Annotated in this window: 17 protein-coding genes; 7 read left to right on the forward strand and 10 right to left on the reverse strand. The window is 67.7% G+C overall.

Features of this window, described 5'->3' with window-relative positions:
* Nucleotides 1–188: 188 nt before the first annotated feature.
* Nucleotides 189–350, reverse strand: coding sequence for a type II toxin-antitoxin system RelE/ParE family toxin (locus tag ACFQ4G_RS18270; RefSeq protein ID WP_238208928.1), 162 nt, complete (start codon nucleotides 348–350; stop codon nucleotides 189–191).
* A 5-nt stretch (nucleotides 351–355) separates the two neighbouring features.
* Nucleotides 356–601 (reverse strand): acetyltransferase, encoded by a 246-nt coding sequence (locus tag ACFQ4G_RS18275; RefSeq protein ID WP_238208929.1) that lies wholly within the window; start codon nucleotides 599–601, stop codon nucleotides 356–358.
* A 293-nt stretch (nucleotides 602–894) separates the two neighbouring features.
* Here ACFQ4G_RS18275 and hpnA point away from each other — a divergent pair, with 293 nt between their 5' ends.
* The 6 genes from hpnA to ACFQ4G_RS18305 all read left to right on the forward strand — a co-directional run bounded on the left by hpnA (nucleotide 895) and on the right by ACFQ4G_RS18305 (nucleotide 7,894).
* A complete protein-coding gene (hpnA, locus tag ACFQ4G_RS18280; protein WP_238208930.1) occupies nucleotides 895–1,935 on the forward strand; it encodes a hopanoid-associated sugar epimerase in 1,041 nt (346 codons plus the stop codon).
* A complete protein-coding gene (hpnC, locus tag ACFQ4G_RS18285) occupies nucleotides 1,932–2,846 on the forward strand; it encodes a squalene synthase HpnC (RefSeq protein ID WP_238208931.1) in 915 nt (304 codons plus the stop codon). Before hpnA ends, hpnC begins: the two co-directional genes overlap by 4 nt.
* The gene (gene hpnD, locus ACFQ4G_RS18290; protein ID WP_238208932.1) at nucleotides 2,843–3,697 is read left to right on the forward strand and encodes a presqualene diphosphate synthase HpnD; all 855 of its coding nucleotides are present in this window, start codon (nucleotides 2,843–2,845) and stop codon (nucleotides 3,695–3,697) included. Before hpnC ends, hpnD begins: the two co-directional genes overlap by 4 nt.
* Nucleotides 3,697–5,013, forward strand: a complete 1,317-nt coding sequence (gene hpnE, locus ACFQ4G_RS18295) for a hydroxysqualene dehydroxylase HpnE (protein WP_238208933.1) — start codon at nucleotides 3,697–3,699, stop codon at nucleotides 5,011–5,013. The genes hpnD and hpnE overlap by 1 nt, the downstream gene beginning before the upstream one ends.
* 38 nt (nucleotides 5,014–5,051) lie before the next feature.
* Complete coding sequence (gene shc / locus ACFQ4G_RS18300) at nucleotides 5,052–7,049, forward strand: squalene--hopene cyclase (protein ID WP_238208934.1); 1,998 nt, start codon at nucleotides 5,052–5,054, stop codon at nucleotides 7,047–7,049.
* Nucleotides 7,050–7,213: 164 nt separating this feature from the next.
* Nucleotides 7,214–7,894, forward strand: coding sequence for a phosphorylase (locus tag ACFQ4G_RS18305; protein ID WP_238208935.1), 681 nt, complete (start codon nucleotides 7,214–7,216; stop codon nucleotides 7,892–7,894).
* 97 nt (nucleotides 7,895–7,991) lie between these two features.
* On the opposite strand, the gene hpnH is transcribed toward ACFQ4G_RS18305, so the two are convergent.
* On the reverse strand, nucleotides 7,992–9,155 hold the full coding sequence (gene hpnH / locus ACFQ4G_RS18310; protein ID WP_238208936.1) for an adenosyl-hopene transferase HpnH: 1,164 nt from the start codon (nucleotides 9,153–9,155) through the stop codon (nucleotides 7,992–7,994).
* A gap of 701 nt (nucleotides 9,156–9,856) precedes the next feature.
* Here hpnH and ACFQ4G_RS18315 point away from each other — a divergent pair.
* Nucleotides 9,857–12,529, forward strand: a complete 2,673-nt coding sequence (locus tag ACFQ4G_RS18315; protein WP_238208937.1) for an MMPL family transporter — start codon at nucleotides 9,857–9,859, stop codon at nucleotides 12,527–12,529.
* A 108-nt stretch (nucleotides 12,530–12,637) separates the two neighbouring features.
* Here the strand turns inward: ACFQ4G_RS18315 and hpnK are convergent, their stop codons facing one another.
* The 7 genes from hpnK to ACFQ4G_RS18350 all read right to left on the reverse strand — a co-directional run bounded on the left by hpnK (nucleotide 12,638) and on the right by ACFQ4G_RS18350 (nucleotide 18,864).
* A complete protein-coding gene (gene hpnK, locus ACFQ4G_RS18320; RefSeq protein ID WP_238208938.1) occupies nucleotides 12,638–13,477 on the reverse strand; it encodes a hopanoid biosynthesis-associated protein HpnK in 840 nt (279 codons plus the stop codon).
* A 51-nt stretch (nucleotides 13,478–13,528) separates the two neighbouring features.
* Nucleotides 13,529–13,810 (reverse strand): type II toxin-antitoxin system YafQ family toxin, encoded by a 282-nt coding sequence (locus ACFQ4G_RS18325; RefSeq protein WP_238208939.1) that lies wholly within the window; start codon nucleotides 13,808–13,810, stop codon nucleotides 13,529–13,531.
* The gene (locus ACFQ4G_RS18330) at nucleotides 13,797–14,060 is read right to left on the reverse strand and encodes a type II toxin-antitoxin system RelB/DinJ family antitoxin (RefSeq protein ID WP_238208940.1); all 264 of its coding nucleotides are present in this window, start codon (nucleotides 14,058–14,060) and stop codon (nucleotides 13,797–13,799) included. Before ACFQ4G_RS18330 ends, ACFQ4G_RS18325 begins: the two co-directional genes overlap by 14 nt.
* A 166-nt stretch (nucleotides 14,061–14,226) precedes the next feature.
* On the reverse strand, nucleotides 14,227–15,660 hold the full coding sequence (gene hpnJ / locus ACFQ4G_RS18335; protein ID WP_238208941.1) for a hopanoid biosynthesis associated radical SAM protein HpnJ: 1,434 nt from the start codon (nucleotides 15,658–15,660) through the stop codon (nucleotides 14,227–14,229).
* A 58-nt stretch (nucleotides 15,661–15,718) separates the two neighbouring features.
* Nucleotides 15,719–16,948, reverse strand: coding sequence for a bacteriohopanetetrol glucosamine biosynthesis glycosyltransferase HpnI (gene hpnI, locus ACFQ4G_RS18340; RefSeq protein WP_238208942.1), 1,230 nt, complete (start codon nucleotides 16,946–16,948; stop codon nucleotides 15,719–15,721).
* 105 nt (nucleotides 16,949–17,053) lie between these two features.
* Nucleotides 17,054–17,677, reverse strand: coding sequence for an MlaC/ttg2D family ABC transporter substrate-binding protein (locus ACFQ4G_RS18345; RefSeq protein WP_238208943.1), 624 nt, complete (start codon nucleotides 17,675–17,677; stop codon nucleotides 17,054–17,056).
* Nucleotides 17,668–18,864, reverse strand: coding sequence for a flippase-like domain-containing protein (locus ACFQ4G_RS18350; protein ID WP_238208944.1), 1,197 nt, complete (start codon nucleotides 18,862–18,864; stop codon nucleotides 17,668–17,670). Before ACFQ4G_RS18350 ends, ACFQ4G_RS18345 begins: the two co-directional genes overlap by 10 nt.
* Nucleotides 18,865–18,952: the final 88 nt, after the last annotated feature.

The following is an 18,952-nucleotide window of genomic DNA, read 5'->3' on the forward strand; positions in this document are numbered from 1 at the left end:
AGGACCACAACAGCCCGGAGACGATGTACGCCGAGGCCGGCCTCGACGCCGACGGCATCGTCAAGACCGTCAATGCGGCGCTGCCGGGACAGAAGGCCGGCCGCCTCCGGCTGGCCTGACATCTTCGGGCGGGATGTGACGCACCGATCGTGCGATCACCTCCCGCGCCCGTGCAGCAGGCGCTTGATTCACGCAATCGAACGCCCCGCATTGGGCTGCTCGGTGAGCATCCGAAGGGCTTTTGCGAGGCCGGCCTCGACGTATTTCGCGGCCTGTGGAGAGGTCTGAGTGATGTAGGCCGCGATCTGGTCGAGATCGTCCGCTGCACGTCGAGAGAAAAGCAGCCTCACTGTCTTTACATCGCTGAGCGAGGCCGGTGCCGCTCGAACGCTGCGGCGACGAGCGCGTCTGCTTCCCCTTCGATGACGTCGCCGCGACCGATCTGTGCCAGCCCCTCCAGAACGAATGGCAGATCATCGGGCTCGATGTCGCTTGCGGCATTCCGGCGGGCAGGCATGAGAATCGCGTTTACGACGCTGTCCCGCTCGGCTGGTGGCATCCGACGCATCGCCTCGGCGGCTTGATCTACGATATCGCTCATCGATGGGCCTCCACGCGGTATCCTACCATAGTTCGAATTTTGCGACCCACTGCCACGGTAGGCGCGGCGGCTGAAACCGAGCGAGCGTTCCAGATTTCCGGCGCGAGCGGGGATCGGGTCCGGCCTCCGACACGATCGAGAATGCCCGATATCGCTTGTGTTGTGGCGCACGACCATTCCTGGGTGTGGCTCCCCTGCGCTTGTCCGGCGCCGGTATCGATGACAAAAGCGCGCTTCTGAGGTCGGGCCGTTACGGTCCGATTCCCGTTCGATCCCCTGACCCTACGAGAGAAATGACAGAGGCGACCCCTTCCGGCAGGTTCGACGAGAGCCGTTTCGATGCCGGCCCGGTCCTCATCACCGGTGCGAGTGGTTTTCTCGGTGCCGCTCTCGTGGACGTGTTCCGCAAGGCGGGCTTTTCCGTGCGGATCATGGTGCGGGCCTCGTCCCCGCGCACCAACCTCGTCTGGACCGACGTGGAGATCGTCGAGGGCGACATGCGCGACCGTGCATCGGTCGCCGCCGCGCTCGCCGGACAGCGCTACCTCGTCCATGCCGCCGCCGATTACCGGCTCTGGGCGCCGGACCCGGAGGAGATCGTCCGCACCAACCGCGACGGCGCCGTCATCCTCATGGAGGAAGCCCTGCGCGCCGGGATCGAGCGCATCGTCTATACGTCGAGCGTCGCCACCATCAAGCCGCATGACGACGGCACGCCCGCCGACGAGACCCGGCCCCTGACCCCCGGCACGGCCATCGGCGCCTACAAGCGCAGCAAGGTCGTGTCCGAGCGCGTGGTCGAGGAGATGGCGGCACGCAACGGCCTGCCCGTCGTCATCGTCAACCCGTCGACGCCCATCGGCCCCCGCGACGTCAAGCCGACGCCCACCGGCCGCATCATCGTGGAAGCGGCGCTCGGACGGATGCCGGCCTTCGTAGATACCGGCCTCAACCTCGCCCATGTGGACGACGTCGCACACGGCCATCTCCTGGCCCTGCGCCATGGGCGGACCGGCGAGCGCTACATCCTCGGCGGCGAGAACGTGCTCCTGTCGCAGATGCTCGCCGACATCGCCGGCATGGTCGGGCGCAAGCCGCCGACGATCAACCTGCCGCGCGCCGTGGTCTATCCGATCGCGTTCGTCTCCGAGCAGATGGCCCGGTTCACCGGCAAGGCACCGTTCGCGACCATCGACGGGATCAAGATGTCGCGCTACCGCATGTTCTTCACCGATGCCAAGGCACGGGCCGAACTCGGTTACACCGCGAGGCCCTATCGCGAGGGCCTGTCGGACGCCCTCGCGTGGTTCCGCCAGTCGGGATACGTGAAGTGAGCGCCACCCTCGACAACGCGACGGATGCGCGTTCGGGCAAGGGGCACAAGGACGAGAACTTTCCCGTCGCCTCCCACCTGATCCACCCGAAGAATCGCGGCGCCATCCTGGCGTTCTACGATTTCGTGCGGGCGGGCGACGATGTCGCCGATCATGCCGAGCTGCCGCCCGAGCGCAAGATCGCGCTCCTGGATCGGCTCGCCGATGCCCTCACGGGCAAGGGGCCGTCCGACCCGGAGGCCGAGCCGCTGAAGCGCGAACTCGCCACGCGCGGCCTGCCGCCGACCCACGCCCTCGAACTCCTCGACGCCTTCCGTCTCGATGCCGTGAAGAACCGCTACGAGGACTGGGACGACCTCATCGCCTATTGCCGGCTCTCGGCCATGCCGGTCGGGCGCTACGTCCTCGACGTCCATGGCGAGAACCCTGCCGTGGTCTGGGGACCGTCGGACGCGATCTGCGCCGCGCTCCAGATCATCAACCACCTGCAGGATTGCGCGAAGGATTACCGCCGCAACGACCGCGTCTACCTGCCCAGGGACGTGCTCGACCGCCACGGCGTCACCGTGGAGGCGCTGGCCGCCGACAGGGCGTCCCCTGCCCTGCGCGCCGTCATCCGCGAACTCGCCGAGCGGACGATGGTGCTTCTCGACGAGGGCGCGATCCTGCCCGACCTGATCGACGACCTGCGCCTCAGCCTCGAGATCGCGGCGATCCACCGGCTCGCCGTGGTGCTCACCAAGGGGCTGCTCACCCGCGACCCGCTCTCCGAGAAGGTCCATCACGGCAAGGCGGGGTTCGCCCTGACGGCGCTTGGCGGGATCGCCGCGACGCTGGCGCGGCGCCCGCTCCGCTCGCGCATTCTCCGCCGTCAGGCCATGCGCGTCGCGAGCCACGGAGCCCGGCCATGAGCGCCACCGCATCGCCCGCTCCCGCGACCGCGGAGACGCGGGAAGCCGCCCTGCCTGCCGCCGGCTCCTCGTTCTACACCGCCATGCGGCTGCTGCCGAAGGATCGCCGCGAGGCGATGTACGCGGTCTACGCCTTCTGCCGCTCCGTCGACGACGTCGCCGACGATGGCGGACCGGCGCCGGTCCGCGCGGCCGAACTCGACCGCTGGCGCGCCGATATCGACGCCCTCTATGCCGGCAACCCGGCCCCGCGCGTGCGCGACCTCGTGGTGCCCATCCGGCGCTACGGCCTGCTGCGCGAGGATTTCCAGGCGGTCATCGACGGCATGGCGATGGATGCGTTCGAGGACATCGTCGCCCCCGACGAGGCCACCCTCGATCTCTATTGCGACCGGGTCGCCAGTGCGGTCGGGCGGCTGTCCGTGCGCATCTTCGGCCTGCCCGAGGCCGACGGCATCCGCCTCGCCCATCACGAGGGCCGCGCGCTGCAGCTCACCAACATCCTGCGCGACATCGACGAGGATGCCGAGCGCGGCCGCCTCTATCTCCCACGTGAGAAGCTCGCCGCCATCGGCCTCGCCGACCCGACGCCGCAGAGCGCCATCGCCCATCCCCGTATCGGCGAGGTCTGCCTCGCCGTGGCGAAGGAAGCGCAGGACCATTATTCCGAGACCTGGGCGATCATCGATCGCAGCCCGCGCAGGGAGACCAAGGCCCCTCGCCTGATGGCGGCGGCCTACCGGCTCTATCTCGACGCGGTGCTGAAGCGCGGCTGGGCCATGCCCCGCGCCCGGGTGAAGCCCTCGAAACTCGCCCTCCTCGGCGTCGCCCTGCGCCACGGGATCCTGTGATGACGGGAACGCAGACCGGAACGGTCCACGTCGTCGGTGCAGGCCTCGCGGGCCTGTCGGCCGCCGTGTCGATGGCCGAGCGCGGCCATCGCGTCATCGTGCACGAGGCCGCCAAGCAGGCGGGCGGGCGCTGCCGTTCGTATTTCGATGCGACGCTCGGCCTGACCATCGACAACGGCAATCACCTGCTGCTGTCCGGCAACCGCTCGGCACTCGATTTCCTCAAGCTGGTCGATGCGCCCTCGGACGCTCTGACCGGGCCGGAGGAAGCCGAATTCCCCTTCGCCGACCTGAAGACCGGCGAGCGCTGGACCCTGCGGCCGAATGCCGGCCGGGTGCCGTGGTGGGTGCTCCAGGCCTCGCGCCGCGTGCCCGGCAGCCGGGCCATGGATTACCTCGCGCCCCTGAGCATCCTGCGAGCCGCGTCCGGCAAGGCGCCGGGCCGCGGCGGCACGATCGGCGAGCGCATGGAATGCTCCGGGCCGCTCTACGAGCGTCTCTGGCATCCGGTGCTTCTCGCCGCGCTCAACACCGACCCGCAGGAGAGCGATGTCGGGCTCGCCGCCACCATCCTGCGCGAGACGCTGGGCGCGGGCGGCGCCGCCTGCCGTCCGCTGATCGCCGTGGGCGGTCTCTCCGCGGCCTTCGTCGATCCGGCCCTCGCCTATCTCGAGAAGCGCGGGGCCGAACTGCGCTTCGGCCGTCGCCTGCGCGGTCTCGGTGCCGGCGAGGGACGTGTCGACACCCTGCTCTTCAGCGACGAATCGGTCACGCTCGGCCCGGACGATTCGGTGGTGCTGGCGCTGCCGCCCTGGGTCGCCGCCGACCTGATCCCCGGTCTCTCCGCGCCGAAATCCTACCGCTCCATCGTCAACGCCCATTTCGCGGTTCTTCCTCCACAGGGCTCGCCGTTACTTCTGGGCGTGGTGAACGGCCTGACGGAATGGCTGTTCGCCTATCCCGATCGACTGTCGGTGACCATCAGCGGTGCGGATCGCCTGCTCGATGTGTCGCGCGAAGACTTGGCCAGGCAGATCTGGGCCGAGCTCTCGACTTTGACCGGACTTGCACCGGAACTGCCAAGCTGGCAGATCGTCAAGGAGAAGCGGGCGACCTTTGCGGCGACGCCCGAAGAGGCCGCACGACGCGCGAGCGCCGTGACGGCCCACGACAATCTCGTCCTGGCAGGCGACTGGACCGCGACCGGCCTGCCATCGACGATCGAGGGAGCGATCCGTTCGGGAACGACGGCCGCGCAAGCGCTCCTCAGGGGCGCGCCTGCGCGCCGTGAAGCTGTGGCGCGCGGCGCGGCGTGAGGAAGGGGCCGTGTATGGCGGCGCTCGAGGCGAGGACGATGCGAGAGGCATTCAAGAAGGTCGAGACGCTACAGCGTCCCAAGACCCAGGAAATCTCCCTGGACGACGTCGAGCATGGGGTGATGCGGGCGACGCAGGCCCTGACCAACCTCGTCCATGCGGACGGGCATCTCTGCTTCGAGCTCGAAGCGGATGCGACGATCCCCTCCGAATACATCATGTTCCACCAGTTCCGGGCGACGACCATCCCGCCCGACCTGATGGCCAAGATCGGCAACTACCTGCGCCGCACGCAGGGCAAACATGGCGGCTGGGCCCTCGTCCATGACGGCCCGTTCGACATGAGCGCCAGCGTGAAGGCCTATTACGCGCTGAAATTCGTCGGCGATTCGATCGAGGCCCCGCATATGCGGCGCGCCCGCGAGGCCATCCTGTCGCGCGGCGGCGCCGCCAATTCCAACGTGTTCACGCGGTTCCTGCTGGCCCTGTTCGGCGAGGTGCCGTGGCGCGCCGTGCCGGTGATGCCCGTCGAGATCATGCACCTGCCGAAGTGGTTTCCCTTTCACCTCGACAAGATCTCCTACTGGGCGCGCTGCGTGATCGTGCCCCTGCTGGTGCTGCAGGCCAAGAAGCCGCTCGCCAAGAACCCGCTCGGGCTCGGCGTCGCCGAATTGTTCGTGACGCCCCCCGACCACGTCCGGTCCTGGCCCGGCAGCCCGCACGCGACCTGGCCCTGGACGCCGATCTTCGGCGCCATCGACCGGTTGCTGCAGGTCACGCAGGATTATTTCCCGAAGAAGCGCCGCCAGCGCGGCATCGACAAGGCCGTGGCCTGGACGAGCGAGCGCCTCAACGGCGAGGACGGCCTCGGCGCGATCTTCCCGGCCATGGTCAACACCGTGCTGATGTACGAGGTGCTGGGCTATCCCGCCGATCACCCGCAGGTGCGGATCGCCTGCGAGGCCGTCGAGAAGCTCGTGGTGGTCAAGGAGCACGAGGCCTACGTCCAGCCCTGCCTCTCGCCGGTCTGGGACACGGCACTCGCCGGCCATGCCCTGCTCGAAGCTGGCGGACCCGATGCCGAGCATCAGGCCCGGCGCGGCCTCGACTGGCTGCGTCCGCTCCAGGTGCTCGACATCAAGGGCGACTGGGCGGCCGGCCGTCCCAATGTCCGTCCCGGCGGCTGGGCGTTCCAATACGCCAATCCGCACTTCCCCGACCTCGACGACACCGCCGTCGTGGTGATGGCCATGGACCGGGCGACGCGACAGCACGGGCTCGTCGCCGACGTGCCCGACTACGCCGTCTCCATCGCCCGCGCCCGCGAATGGGTCGAGGGCCTGCAATCGAGCGATGGCGGCTGGGCGGCCTTCGACGCCGACAACAACCATCATTACCTCAACAACATCCCGTTCTCGGATCACGGCGCCCTGCTCGATCCGCCCACCGCCGACGTCACCGCCCGCGTCGTCTCGATGCTGTCGCAGCTCGGCGAGACCCGCGAGACCTCCAAGGCCCTCGATCGCGGCGTGACATACCTCCTCGACGACCAGGAGGAGGACGGCTCCTGGTACGGCCGCTGGGGCATGAACTTCATCTACGGTACCTGGTCGGTCCTGTGCGCGCTGAACGCCGCCGGCGTCGATCCGGCCTCGCCGGAAATCCGCAGATCGGTGGCCTGGCTCATCCGCATCCAGAACCCGGATGGCGGCTGGGGCGAGGACGCCTCGTCCTACAAGATCGATCCGGCCTTCGAGCCCGGCTACTCCACCGCGTCCCAGACCGCCTGGGCGCTCCTCGCCCTGATGGCGGCGGGCGAGGCGGACGATCCGGCGGTGACGCGGGGCATCAACTACCTGACGCGGACGCAAGGCGCCGACGGATTCTGGTCCGAGGAGCGCTACACGGCGACCGGGTTCCCGCGGGTGTTCTACCTGCGCTACCACGGCTACCCGAAGTTCTTCCCGCTCTGGGCCATGGCCCGGTATCGCAACCTCAAGCGCAGCAACACGCGGTCCGTCGCCTACGGGATGTAGGCCCTTTCGGAACCTTCCCTTCTCCCCTCTGCGGGAGAAGGTGGCCCGCGCAGCGGGTCGGATGAGGGGAGCGCCATCTCCGGACAGGTCGCCCCCTCTCCCGCCTGCGCAGCAGGCACCCTCCCCCGCAGAGGGGGGAGGAATTTCGCGTTCCGGATTTTCCCATGCTCCCCATCCTCGCCGTCACCGGCCTCTCCAAGGAGGCGCGGCTCGCTACCGGTCCCGGAATCGAGGCCGTGGGGGCCGGCGGGTCGCCCGAGCGCCTGCGCACGCTCCTCGCCGCCCGCACCGAGCCCGGATGCCGGGCGGTGGTGAGCTTCGGCATCGCGGGAGGGCTCGATCCGGCCCTCGCTCCCGGTGACATCGTCATCGCCACCGGCATCGTCAGCGATGCGGGCCGCCGCGAGACTGATTTCGGCTACCGCGCGGCGCTCCTCGCCGCCCTGTCTCGGGCCGGTGTGAGGGCGCTGGGCGCTGACCTCGCCGGGGTCGACGCCGCCGTGATGAGCGTCGAGGCGAAGGCAGGGCTTCGTGCGCGCACCGGCGCGGCGGCGGTCGATATGGAATCCCATGTCGCCGCGGATTTCGCCGATCGTCACGGGCTTCCGTTCGCGGCGATCCGGGTGGTGTGCGACCCGGCCGGTCGCGCCCTGCCCGCCTTCGTCGCGACGGCGCTGAAACCGAACGGCGATCCCGACATCCTCGCCGTTCTGGCGGCGCTCGCCCGGCGCCCCGCGCATCTGCCGGCGCTGATCCGCCTCGCCCGCGATTCGGGCCGGGCCTTCGGGGCGCTCTCGCGGTCTCGCGCCGCCTTCGGCCCTAGCCTGGGGCTACCCGACGCCTGACGGGCCCGAGCTTCGCCCGAGCGGAAAACGAGAAGCCCCGCGATGCATCGGCATCGCGGGGCTTCTCGTTTCGATAAACCGTGTCGTGTGAAGTGGGTCAGGCCGCCGTGCGGTTGCGGGCTTCGCGCTTGGTGTCGACGCCCGAGGCTTTGATCTCGGACAGCTTCTGGGCGACGTTGCGGGAGAACACGAACTCGGCCGGGCGCTGGTTCTCGAGGCTGACCTCGGGAGCCATCTCGCCCTCGGTCTTGATGCCGCGGATGGCGTGGATCAGCGGCTTCCACGGCTTCTTCACGGAATCGACCACCGAGGAGGCCTCGTAGCCCGAATGGACCATGCAGTCGGCGCACTTCTCGTAATTGCCGGTGCCGTAGGAATCCCAGTCGGTCTCCTCCATCAATTCCTTGAAGGTGGCCGCATAGCCTTCGCCGAGCAGATAGCAGGGCTTCTGCCAGCCGAACACGGTGCGGGTCGGGTTGCCCCAGGGCGTGCAATGGTAGGTCTGGTTGCCGGCCAGGAAGTCGAGGAACAGGCCCGACTGCTGGAAGGTCCAGTTCTGGCGGCCCTTCTCCTTGCCGTGCCGGAACACGCCGCGGAACAGGTCCTTCGTGGCCTTGCGGTTCAGGAAGTGCTGCTGGTCGGGGGCGCGCTCGTAGGCGTAGCCGGGGGAGACGGTGATGCCGTCGATCCCGAGCTTCGTCACGGTGTCGAAGAAATCGGCGATCTTGTCGGCCGAGGAATTGTTGAAGAAGGTGCAGTTGATGGTGACGCGGAAGCCCATCTCCTTCGCCTTGGTGATGGCGGCGACGGCCTTGTCGTAGACGCCGCGCTGGCACACCGACTGGTCGTGCATCTCCTTGTCGCCATCGAGATGGATCGACCAGGTGAAGTACGGGCTGGGCTTGTAGTCCTTGATCTTCTTCTCGAGCAGCAGCGCGTTGGTGCACACGATCGCGAATTTCTTCTGCGCGATGATGCCCTCGACGATCTGCGGCAGATCCTTGTGGAGAAGCGGCTCGCCGCCGGCGATCACCACCATGGGTGCGCCGCACTCGCGTACGGATTCCAGCGCGTCCGCCACCGGCAGGCGCTTGTTCAGGATCTCGTCCGGATAGTCGATCTTCCCACAGCCGGCGCAGGCGAGATTGCAGCGGAACAGCGGCTCCATCATCATCACGAGCGGGTAGCGCTTGCGACCGGTGAGGTGCTGCTTGAGAATGTAGCCGCCAATCTTCGCGACGTAACGGAGGGGAATACCCAAGACGCGGCTCCTTATTTTTGGCCCCGATATGATCGGGTGCATTACCGTGAAAAGCGGCGGAATTCCAGCGAACTAGGTTGGAACCGCTCTCGATGGGCTCGCCTTGCCCGGTGGGCGGAACGTGTTTGCGCGGCCCTGGGACAATCCAGCCACAGGTTGGCCGGCCACAGGTCGGGTGGTGACTACCGCGTCGACATCGAGCCGACTTCGATGCCTTATCGCAAAGCCCGGTGCTTTTTCCTATTCGGTCAGGGAATGCCAGAACTGCGCCATTCCCGGCGGCCTCCCGGCTCGGCGCTTCCCTGTGTCCCAGCCGCCTGAAACATCGCCTTTCAACCGGGACGGGGCATGCTGCAGTGCGCGGGCGCACATCGGCGGGCACCTGCGCCGTACTGCGACGCCCGGTATTCTCCCCGCGTTGCATTCCCGTCTGCGGGTCATTACGGAAACGATCGAGCGATATGGACCGCTGCTCGTGCGTGCACGTGCGAGCGCGAATGACATCCGGTGACCCATCGACACGGAATTCATGTGTCCGGAGCGGCGCGCTGCGCTGCCGGGACTCGTGGATTGCGCTGCCAAGTGGTAACCGACCCTAGGACCGAGACCGGTCCCGTGCCGAGTGCGCCCGCCGCCCATCGCATTCGCGAGGCTGGCCGGTCATGCTCGGGCGACCGTGTCGCTAGTCAGGCAGGATACTTGTGATCGAACGTCTCGTCGCGTTTTCCGTCCATCGGCGCTGGCTCGTCATCACCCTGGTGGCGATTCTCACCGTCGGAAGCGCGGCGCTCGGCGCGCACCTGTTCCGCATCAACACGGATGTCGAGCGCCTGATCGACAAGGACGTGCCCTGGCGCCAGGACGAGATCAACTACGAGAAGGCGTTCCCGCAACGGACCGGCACCCTCGTGGCGGTCATCGACGGCAAGACGCCCGAGGTCGCCGAGGAGGCCGCGGCCAATCTCGCCAAGGCCCTTCTCGACCATCCCGACCAGATCGAGACCGTCTACCGCCCCGATGGCGGCCCGTTCTACGACAAGAACGGCTTCCTGCTGATGTCGCAGGAGGAGCTGACCAAGACCATGGAGCAGCTCGTCGAGCAGCAGGGTCTGCTCGGGCCTCTCGCGGCCGACCCGACGCTGCGCGGCGTGATGCGCGTGCTCGGCCTCGGCGCCAAGGGCATCAAGAGCGGCGACGCCAAGATCGAGGATCTCGACGGTCCGATGACGCGGATCGACGAGGTGCTGCGGAAGGTGCTGGCCGGAGAGCCGGCCCGGTTGTCGTGGCAGCTCCTCCTCTCAAGCGGCAAGGCCCAGAGCACGGAGCTGCGCAAGTTCATCATGATCCAGCCCAAGCTGGATTACGCGGCGCTTCAGCCGGGTGCCGAGGCCTCCGCCCTCGTCCGCGGCCTCGCGACCAAGCTGACGATCAACACCCTCGGCGGCCTCGATGGGGTGGACAACCCGCGCATGCGCCTCACCGGCCCCGTGGCCGTGGCCGATGACGAGTTCGCCACCCTCTCGGACGATGCGCTGCTCAACAACGGCGTCACCGTCGCAGCCATCGTGCTGTTCCTGTGGCTCGCCCTGCGCTCGGGTCCGCTCGTCATCGCGGTGATCATCACCACCTTCGCCGGCCTGATCGTCACCACCGCCCTCGGCCTGCTGATGGTGGGCGAGCTGAACCCGATCTCGGTGGCGTTCACCGCCCTGTTCGTCGGGCTCGGGATCGATTTCGGCATCCAGTTCGCCGTGCGCTACCGGGCCGACCGCTTCGAGCAGCCCGACCTGCCGAGCGCGATCCGCGCCGCCGCGCGGGGTGTCGGCTGGTCGCTGAGCCTGGCCGCCATCTCGCTCCTGGCCGGCTTCTTCGCCTTCCTGCCCACCGCCTTCCGCGGCGTGTCCGAACTCGGCCTCATCGCCGGCGTCGGCATGATCGTGGCCTATGTCTTCGCGCTGACGCTGCTCCCGGCCCTGATCGCCGTGTTCAAGCCGAAGGGCGAGGCCAAGGCCGTCGAGACGACCTGGCTCTCCGGCGTCGACCCCTGGATCATCGAGCACCGCAAGCTCGTGCTCATCGTCGTCGGCGTGATCACGGTGGCGGGCATCCCGCTGCTGTTCAAGCTGCCCTTCGATTCCAACCCGATGCACCTGCGCAGCACCAAGGTGGAATCGATCTCGACCTATCTCGATCTCATCAAGGATCCGGAGACCAGCCCGAACCTGATCGACGTGATCGCGCCCTCCGTCGCCGCGGTGCCGGAGCTCGCCGCGAAGCTGAAGGCCCTGCCTTCGGTGGCCAAGGTCATCGACATCGAGACCTTCGTGCCGCCGGACCAGGACCAGAAGCTCGCGACGATCGCAGAGACGGCGGAGCTGCTCGGACCGATCCTCAATCCCGTCCGCAAGCCGCCGCCCCCCACCGATGCCGACACGGTGAAGGCGCTGAGGGAGGCCGCCACGGCCCTCAAGGGTGTCTCCACGGGGAATTCCGCCGGAGCCAAGGCCGCGGGGTCCCTGGCGGGCACCCTCGACAGCCTCGCCGCTGCGACGCCGCAGGTGCGCGAGTCCGCCAACGTCGCCGTGACCACCGACCTCAAGACCCTGCTCGTCCGGCTCCGCGGACTCCTCGCGCCGCAGAAGGTGACCCTCGACAACATCCCGCCCAAGCTGAAGGCCGAATGGATCGCCAGCGACGGGCGGGCGCGGATCGAGGTCCATCCGAGCGGCGATGCCAACGACAATGTCGTCCTGCGCCGCTTCGCCAAGGAGGTGCAGACGGTGGCCCCGCATGCAACCGGGGCGCCGGTGGCGACCACTTCGTCGAGCTACACGATCCTCGGCGCCTTCGTGCAGGCCGCGCTGACCGCCCTCGTGGCGATCTTCATCATCCTGTCGGTGGCCCTGCGCAAGCCGTGGGACGTAGCGATGACCCTGGGGCCGCTGGTGCTGGCGACGCTGTGGACGCTGATGGCCCTGCATGTCGTCGGCATGCCGCTCAACTTCGCCAACATCATCGCCCTGCCGCTGATGCTCGCGGTCGGCGTGGCCTTCCACATCTACTACGTCATCGCCTGGCGGGCGGGCGTCACCGACATGCTGGCCTCCAGCCTGACGCGGGCGATCTTCTTCTCGGCGCTGACCACCGGCACGGCCTTCGGCTCGCTGGTCCTGTCGAGTCATCCCGGCACGGCCAGCATGGGCAAGCTCCTCGCTTTGTCGCTGTTCTTCACCCTCGTCGCCGCGTTCTTCGTGGTCCCCGCCTTCCTCGGCCCCCCGCCGAAGCAGCCGGACCCCAAGCGCCCCGAGGGCGATGCGGCCGTGCCGCCCGACCTCCAGGTCAGGCGTCCGGCCGAGGCGGTGGCGGCGAAGTAGGCAGAAGGGCAATTCTCACGAGAAAGGCCGCCGTCGCGGGAGCGACGGCGGCCTTTTGACTGGGCAGACAAAAGGCTCGACACGCCTTGATCGAGGAGCGGTCCTTCCTCAGGAAAAATCGGAGAAGCCGCCGCTCGTCGCTCCGGCCCTCTTCACGGCTGCGATCGTCTCCGGCGCGATCAGGGCATCGCGCTCGGCGGCATAGGCGTAGCCCGGCGCCTCGCCAGGAAACCCGCCGGCGGTGGCCGGGTGGGTATAGAGCTCGGTCAGGCCGCTCGGCAGGTGCTCCAGGAGCCCCGCCACACGTTGCGGCGTCATCGCGCCAGACCATGCCAGCCCGAGGGTCCGATCGGGGATCAGCAGGCCGGCCTGACGGGCGCGGACGGCCAGCAATCCGGCCCAGGGCGCGATGTCGAGGGCGGGTTTCGGGTTCGTGCCCGGCTCGGCGGCGCGAAGGATGGCGCGGGGCTCGCGCGGTACCCGGATCGCCCGCATGCCGTAGCCGCGGCCGATCGCCAGCACCCGACCGGCGATGAGCGGATGCACGTGGAAATGCTTGTGCGCGTTGACATGGTCGAGGGGCAGGCCCGTGGCCTTGTAGGCTTCGAACTGGGCCGTGATCTCCGCCGAGAGCTGGCGGCGCGCCGACGGCTTCACGGCGAGATCGAGGCCGAGACGTCCCATGTCGCGGCGGATCAGCCCATCCGCGTCGACGAGGTCGGGCAGCTCCGCCGCCGGCAGGGTCGGCCAAGCCTCGACCATGACGAGGTGGAGGCCGACGCGCAGGGACGGCAGGCGCCTCGCCCGCGCCACGGCATCGGCCGCCGCCGGGGCCGACACCATCAGGCTCGCCGCCGTGAGGATGCCCTCGCGATGGGCCTGCTCGACGGCGTCGTTGACCTCGAGACTCAGGCCGAAATCGTCCGCAGTGACGACGAGTCGCTTCATGGTGTGCTCATGGCTTCTGGCGCGCGTGGCCGATCACGACACAATGCACCGTCAGAGCCCGAGTTCGCTGTGCGAGCCGAGCCGGACCAGCTGTAGAATATCCAAGCCCGCCAGCCGGTAGATCAGCACGAGGTCGGGCCTGAGATGACAGTCGCGATGATCGGCCCAATTCCCAGACAGCGCGTGATCACGGAACTTCACAGCAAGCGTCTCGTCCTTCAGCAACGATTCGAGCACTCCCGAAAGGTCCGCTTCCAGCGTTCGTTTGTAGCGTCCTTTGAGCTCGCGTCGATAGTCCCGCTTGAACCGGATCGTATACTCAATCGCCCGCATGCAGGTCGGCCAGCAGGCTCTCGATGCTGCCGACCTTTGTCGTATCGCCCCGTCTAGCGGCCTTCATGGCATCGACGGTCTCCGAATTCGGAGTCAGAGCCTCGAATGGAAAAGTCTTGTCCGCGGCGACCCGCGCGAACATCAGGCGGACTGCATCGGACGCGGTGAGACCCATGGAAGCGAGCACAGCACTCGCTTCGCGCTTGGTCTTCGCGTCTACGCTCGCTCTGACGATCAGCTTATCTGCCATTTTCAATCCCGGATCATGCCCAATCCTCGATCTCAGCCGAACATACCCATGGAGCGACGGGCTCGCTAGCTCTGACAAGGGAAAGGTCATCGCGCCGATCGAATCGCACCAAACGAAAGCGGCCGGGCACGAGGGCCCGGCCGCGATCATCCGCAGATTTCGAGCGTCAGGCGGCCTTCGAGGTGCCCTGGCGCTCTTTCAGGAAGCGGTAGAACTCGACGCCTTCGCGCAGGCGGCGCTTCATCATGTCGGGCGAGCGCACCATCTCGGAGACGATGGAGGCGATCTTCGGGGCGCGGAAGTAGAACTTCCGGTAGAATTCCTCCACCGCCGCGAAGATCTCGGAATGCGACAGGTGCGGGTAGTGCAGCGGCGCGATCTGCACGCCGTTCTCGTCAACGAGCTCGGCATTCGCGACGTCGAGCCAGCCGTTCTCCACCGCCTGCTTGTAGAGGAAGGTGCCCGGATAGGGGGCGGCCAGCGACGCCTGGATCGTGTGCGGGTTGATGCGCTTGGCGAAGGCGATCGTCTCCTGGATCGTCTCCCTGGTCTCGCCGGGCAGGCCGACGATGAAGGTGCCGTGGATGGCGATGCCGAGGTCGTGGCAATCCTTGGTGAACTTCTCGGCCACCTCGACGCGCATGCCCTTCTTGATGTTGTTCAGGATCTTCTGGTTGCCGGACTCGTAGCCGACGAGCAGGAGGCGCAGGCCGTTGTCCTTGAGAACCTTCAGGGTCTCGCGGGGCACGTTCGCCTTGGCGTTGCACGACCAGGTGACGCCGAGCTTGCCGAGCTCGCGCGCGATCTCTTCGGCGCGGGGAAGATTGTCGGTGAAGGTGTCATCGTCGAAGAAGAACTCCTTCGTCTGCGGGAACTCCTTCAGGCAGTACTTGATCTCCTCGACCACGTGCGCGACCGAGCGGGTGCGGTAGGTGTGTCCGCCCACCGTCTGCGGCCAGAGGCAGAAGGTGCAGCGGCTCTTGCAGCCGCGGCCGGAATAGAACGAGATGTAGGGGTGCTTGAGGTACCCGATGAAGTACTTCTCCATCTCGAGGTCGCGCTTGTAGACCGAGGTCACGAACGGCAGCTGGTCCATGTCCGTCATGATCTCGCGGTCCTCGTTATGGACCACGACGCCATTGGCATCACGATAGGACAGACCCTTGATCTCGGACATCGGGGTGCCGTCGGCGACTTCCTTGACGGTGAAGTCGAACTCGTTGCGGGCACAGAAATCGATGCAGGGCGCCTGGGCCATGGCGCCGGCGGCGTCCACGGCGACCTTGGCGCCGATCAGGCCGGCGATGAGCTTCGGATTGGCGGCCTTGAGGGCCTCCACCGTCTTCACGTCGGACTTGAAGGAAGGGACCGAGGTGTGGAGCACCACGAGGTCGAAATCGTTGGCCTGGGCCACGATCTCGGGGAGCTTGATGTTGTGGGGCGGCGCGTCGATCAGCTTCGAGTTCGGCACCAGGGCGGCCGGCTGGGCGAGCCAGGTCGGGTACCAGAAGGACTTGATTTCGCGCTTGGCCTGGTAGCGGGAGCCCGCGCCGCCGTCGAAACCATCGAAGGTGGGAGCCTGGAGGAAGAGCGTGCGCATGGGGTTCAAGGCCTCAGCGAGAAAGGAAAAAGGGCGGGCGGGACGCTAAAAGCGAAGATCAGAGCGAAGATGCACCAGCATCGTGGCCGAGGCTTCGCTCGGGGATCAGTGTGCCATCCGCAACCACCCGATAATCGTGACCTTTCCATGTCACCGCACCCGAGACAAAGCTCCATGAGAAGTTCATGAAGGAGAGGATGTCACGTATCGGCAACAGCCAGTAGGGGTGCGGAGCGAGGCCAAAGGCGCGCTCCAGGCGGACGCAGAGGATGATCCGGCAGGCGAGCGCCAGGGCCGCCACGGCGAGGCCGCTGGTTCCGGCGCCGGGGATCAGGGCGCCGATGAGCGCCAGCGGGAAGGCATGGGTGACGATGGAGCCGGCATAGCCGGCCGGATCGACGTTGCGGATGGTGCGGTTCCAGCGCAGCTCGTGCTTCCACAGGCCGGCGAGATCGGTGTCGACGCAGGTATGCCCGATCGTGAAGGTCGGGATCGCCACGAGGCCGCCCTTGGCGCGCAGGGCTTCGCCCACGGCGTAATCGTCGGCGAGGTCGTCGCGGAAGGCCTCGAAGCCGCCCATCTCGGCGAGCGCCGCCGTTGTGAAGGCGATGGTGGAGCCGAAGCACGGCTTGGCGAGGCCGAGCGAGGTTCCCATGACGACGTTGGGCAGGAACTGCACGTCGATGGCGAGCGCCGAGAGATGGGCCCAGACGCCGCGATGGGCCGGCACGCCGTGGTAGAGGCAGGTCACGCCGTTGACGCCCGGCTGCCCGAGTTCGGCGACGATCCGCTCGAGATAGTCGGGCCTCGCCACCATGTCGCTGTCGGCCAGCACGATCACGTCGTGCGCGATCTCCGCCGACATGTTGATGAGGTTGGAGACCTTGCGGTTCGAGCCGTGCTGGCGCGCATCGATGACGAGGTCGAGGCGAAGGGCCGGATAGGCCTCGGCGAGGCGGCGCACGACAGCGATCGCCGGGTCGGTGGCGTTCTGGACGCCGAACACCACCTGCATCGGTCCGGCGTAATCCTGACGGCAGAAGGTCTCGAGGTTCTCGTAGAGATTGGGCTCCATGCCGCAGAGCGGTTTCAGGATGGTGACCGAGGGACGCACGGCGTTCGCCGCCAGGACCGGGACGGCGCGGCGGGCGTAGCGTCCGGCGAGGAAAGCCGCGGTCAACCCGTAGACGCATCCGGCCAGTGCCAGCAGCTGAAACAGGATCGACAGCCAGGTCAGGTTCGCCAGAGGCAGATCCGTCAGGGGCAGGTCCGTCAGGGGGAGGTCCATGATGGGCGAGGCTCGGTCACGGTTTGCATGAGGGTGCCGCAGGGTCGGGAAAGCGGCACGGATGGGATCGCCGGCGGGGCGCGGCGAGGGGCGTCTGGCCTGCGTCTAAGGCTTTGGTTTGGCGGCGAGCATCGCCGCCGTCCGATCGCGGAGGAATTTCAGCAGGCCGTCCGCGCCGCCGGACTTGAGCGGATCAGTGAAGCTGCCGCGCATGGCGGCGACCTCGCTGACATTGCCGTTGAGGTAGACGTCCTGGATCCGGTTGCCCGAACCGACGAGATAGTCGACCTGCGAGGCATCGCCCTCGGCATTGGCCACCTCGGTCTGGACCACGCGGTTCTGTCCGCGCGCCTCGCTCTCGGGCTTGACGTCGAACTTGCCGCCCGCGGCCTGTGACAGGCGCGTGGCGTAGGTCGCGGTGAAATACTGCTTGAAGGCTTCCGTCAGTGCGCCCTGCTGCTCGGGCGTGAAGCCCTTCCACTTCGCCCCGACGGCGACCCTGGCCATGCCGGGGAAGTCCATGCTCTGGTCGAGGACCGGACCGATGACGAGGGCCCGGCTCTTCACGTCGGCCTCGGGCGCCTTGAGCGCGCCCTCGAAGCTCGCATAGAGCCCGCGCACGGTCTGCACCGCGGCATCCTCCGCGGCCCGCGCGGGAGATCCCGAGAGCAGGCCGAAGACGAGGAGGGTCGAGGCGATGAGCCCCGAGGCGAAGCCACTCACGCGCATTTCCGCAACGCCCCCATCTCGCTCTCCATCGACCGCAGAACGGTATGGTTTCCGACAAGGTTCGCGGGCACGCGAGCCACCGGCACGGCGTCGATGCTTCCGGTGCGGGCGATGTCGCTTCCGGTCTTCGCCACGTCATACGGATCGGAGCCCTGACGCTCGGAATCCTGCCGATCGAAGTCTTGCCGCTCGGCTGCCAGTGCCGGCGAAGCCTGCTCGCCGGTCTCCGGTGCCCCCTTCTTGCCTTCCATGAAGTGCCAGGCGACCAGTCCGGGAAGGCCGACGGCGAGATCGGCCAGCCGTTTCACGAGGGAGAGTGCCAGGGCCGCCTCCGCGGGAATGTCGAAGATGGCGCAGAGGGCGATGAGGCCGCCCTCCTGGGCGCCGAGGGCGCCCGGCACCGCGAAGGCCGCGCCGCGCACGGCCTGAGCGAGGCTCTCGATCACGATGGCCTCGGCCACGGTCATCGGATAGCCCATGAAGTGGAGCGCCACGTAGACCTCGGCCGCGCCGATGACCCAGCCGATCAGGTGGACGCCCATGGCGCCGACGACCCGCTTGGGCGAGGAATAAAGTCGGCGCAGATTGTCGTAGAGCACCTCGACGGCGCCGAGCGCCCGCCATTCGCGGGCGGCGGCGAAGCGGCTCAGCAGAGCCTGGATGATCCTGTGGCCGCTGCGGCGCTGGATGAGGAAGAAGGCGCCGAGCGCGGGAGCGGCGATGGCGAGGCCGCCGGCCACGGTGCGCACGACGGGACCGTCACCGTGCAGCCAGGCGAGAAGCGCGACACCACCGACGGTGAAGAGGAACTGGGTGACCGCCTGGGTCATCAGGTCGACGAACATGCTGGCACCGGCAAGGCCGCCGGACAGGCCGCGCTGAGCCAGCAGACGCGCACCGACGAAATCGCCGCCGACGGTCGCCACGGGAAGGAGCGTGTTGATGCCCTCGCGCACGAAGCGCAGGGAGACGCAATCCCGGAGGCTCGGACGCTCCGAACGTGGGAACACGACGAACCAGCCGAGCCCGGCCCACGCCACGGCGGCGGCGCGCGCCACCACGACGATGGCGGCACCCCAGCCGGCACTCACGACCGCGGCGGCCACGTCATCGAGTCCCGAGGACCAGAACAGACCTGCAACCGTGCAGAGCCCGGCGATGAGGGCCAATGTCGTCAGACGCTTCATGATCCCCCTTCGACCGTCGGCACGGACGATTTTTTAGAGAAATTCACCGACGCACCGGACGAAAAACCTTCCGGAAAACGTTGGCATC

It is taken from the genome of Methylobacterium marchantiae (assembly GCF_042679825.1).
Classification (GTDB): domain Bacteria; phylum Pseudomonadota; class Alphaproteobacteria; order Rhizobiales; family Beijerinckiaceae; genus Methylobacterium; species Methylobacterium marchantiae.

Excerpts from the sequence above, each read along its gene's own strand:
- ACFQ4G_RS18275 (WP_238208929.1), bottom strand. The coding sequence starts at position 601 with ATGAGCGATATCGTAGATCAAGCCGCCGAGGCGATGCGTCGGATGCCA.
- hpnA (WP_238208930.1), top strand. The coding sequence starts at position 895 with ATGACAGAGGCGACCCCTTCCGGCAGGTTCGACGAGAGCCGTTTCGAT.
- hpnD (WP_238208932.1), top strand. The coding sequence starts at position 2,843 with ATGAGCGCCACCGCATCGCCCGCTCCCGCGACCGCGGAGACGCGGGAA.
- hpnE (WP_238208933.1), top strand. The coding sequence starts at position 3,697 with ATGACGGGAACGCAGACCGGAACGGTCCACGTCGTCGGTGCAGGCCTC.
- shc (WP_238208934.1), top strand. The coding sequence starts at position 5,052 with ATGCGAGAGGCATTCAAGAAGGTCGAGACGCTACAGCGTCCCAAGACC.
- ACFQ4G_RS18305 (WP_238208935.1), top strand. The coding sequence starts at position 7,214 with ATGCTCCCCATCCTCGCCGTCACCGGCCTCTCCAAGGAGGCGCGGCTC.
- hpnK (WP_238208938.1), bottom strand. The coding sequence starts at position 13,477 with ATGAAGCGACTCGTCGTCACTGCGGACGATTTCGGCCTGAGTCTCGAG.
- ACFQ4G_RS18325 (WP_238208939.1), bottom strand. The coding sequence starts at position 13,810 with ATGCGGGCGATTGAGTATACGATCCGGTTCAAGCGGGACTATCGACGC.
- ACFQ4G_RS18330 (WP_238208940.1), bottom strand. The coding sequence starts at position 14,060 with ATGGCAGATAAGCTGATCGTCAGAGCGAGCGTAGACGCGAAGACCAAG.
- hpnJ (WP_238208941.1), bottom strand. The coding sequence starts at position 15,660 with ATGCGCACGCTCTTCCTCCAGGCTCCCACCTTCGATGGTTTCGACGGC.
- hpnI (WP_238208942.1), bottom strand. The coding sequence starts at position 16,948 with ATGGACCTCCCCCTGACGGACCTGCCCCTGACGGATCTGCCTCTGGCG.
- ACFQ4G_RS18345 (WP_238208943.1), bottom strand. The coding sequence starts at position 17,677 with ATGCGCGTGAGTGGCTTCGCCTCGGGGCTCATCGCCTCGACCCTCCTC.
- ACFQ4G_RS18350 (WP_238208944.1), bottom strand. The coding sequence starts at position 18,864 with ATGAAGCGTCTGACGACATTGGCCCTCATCGCCGGGCTCTGCACGGTT.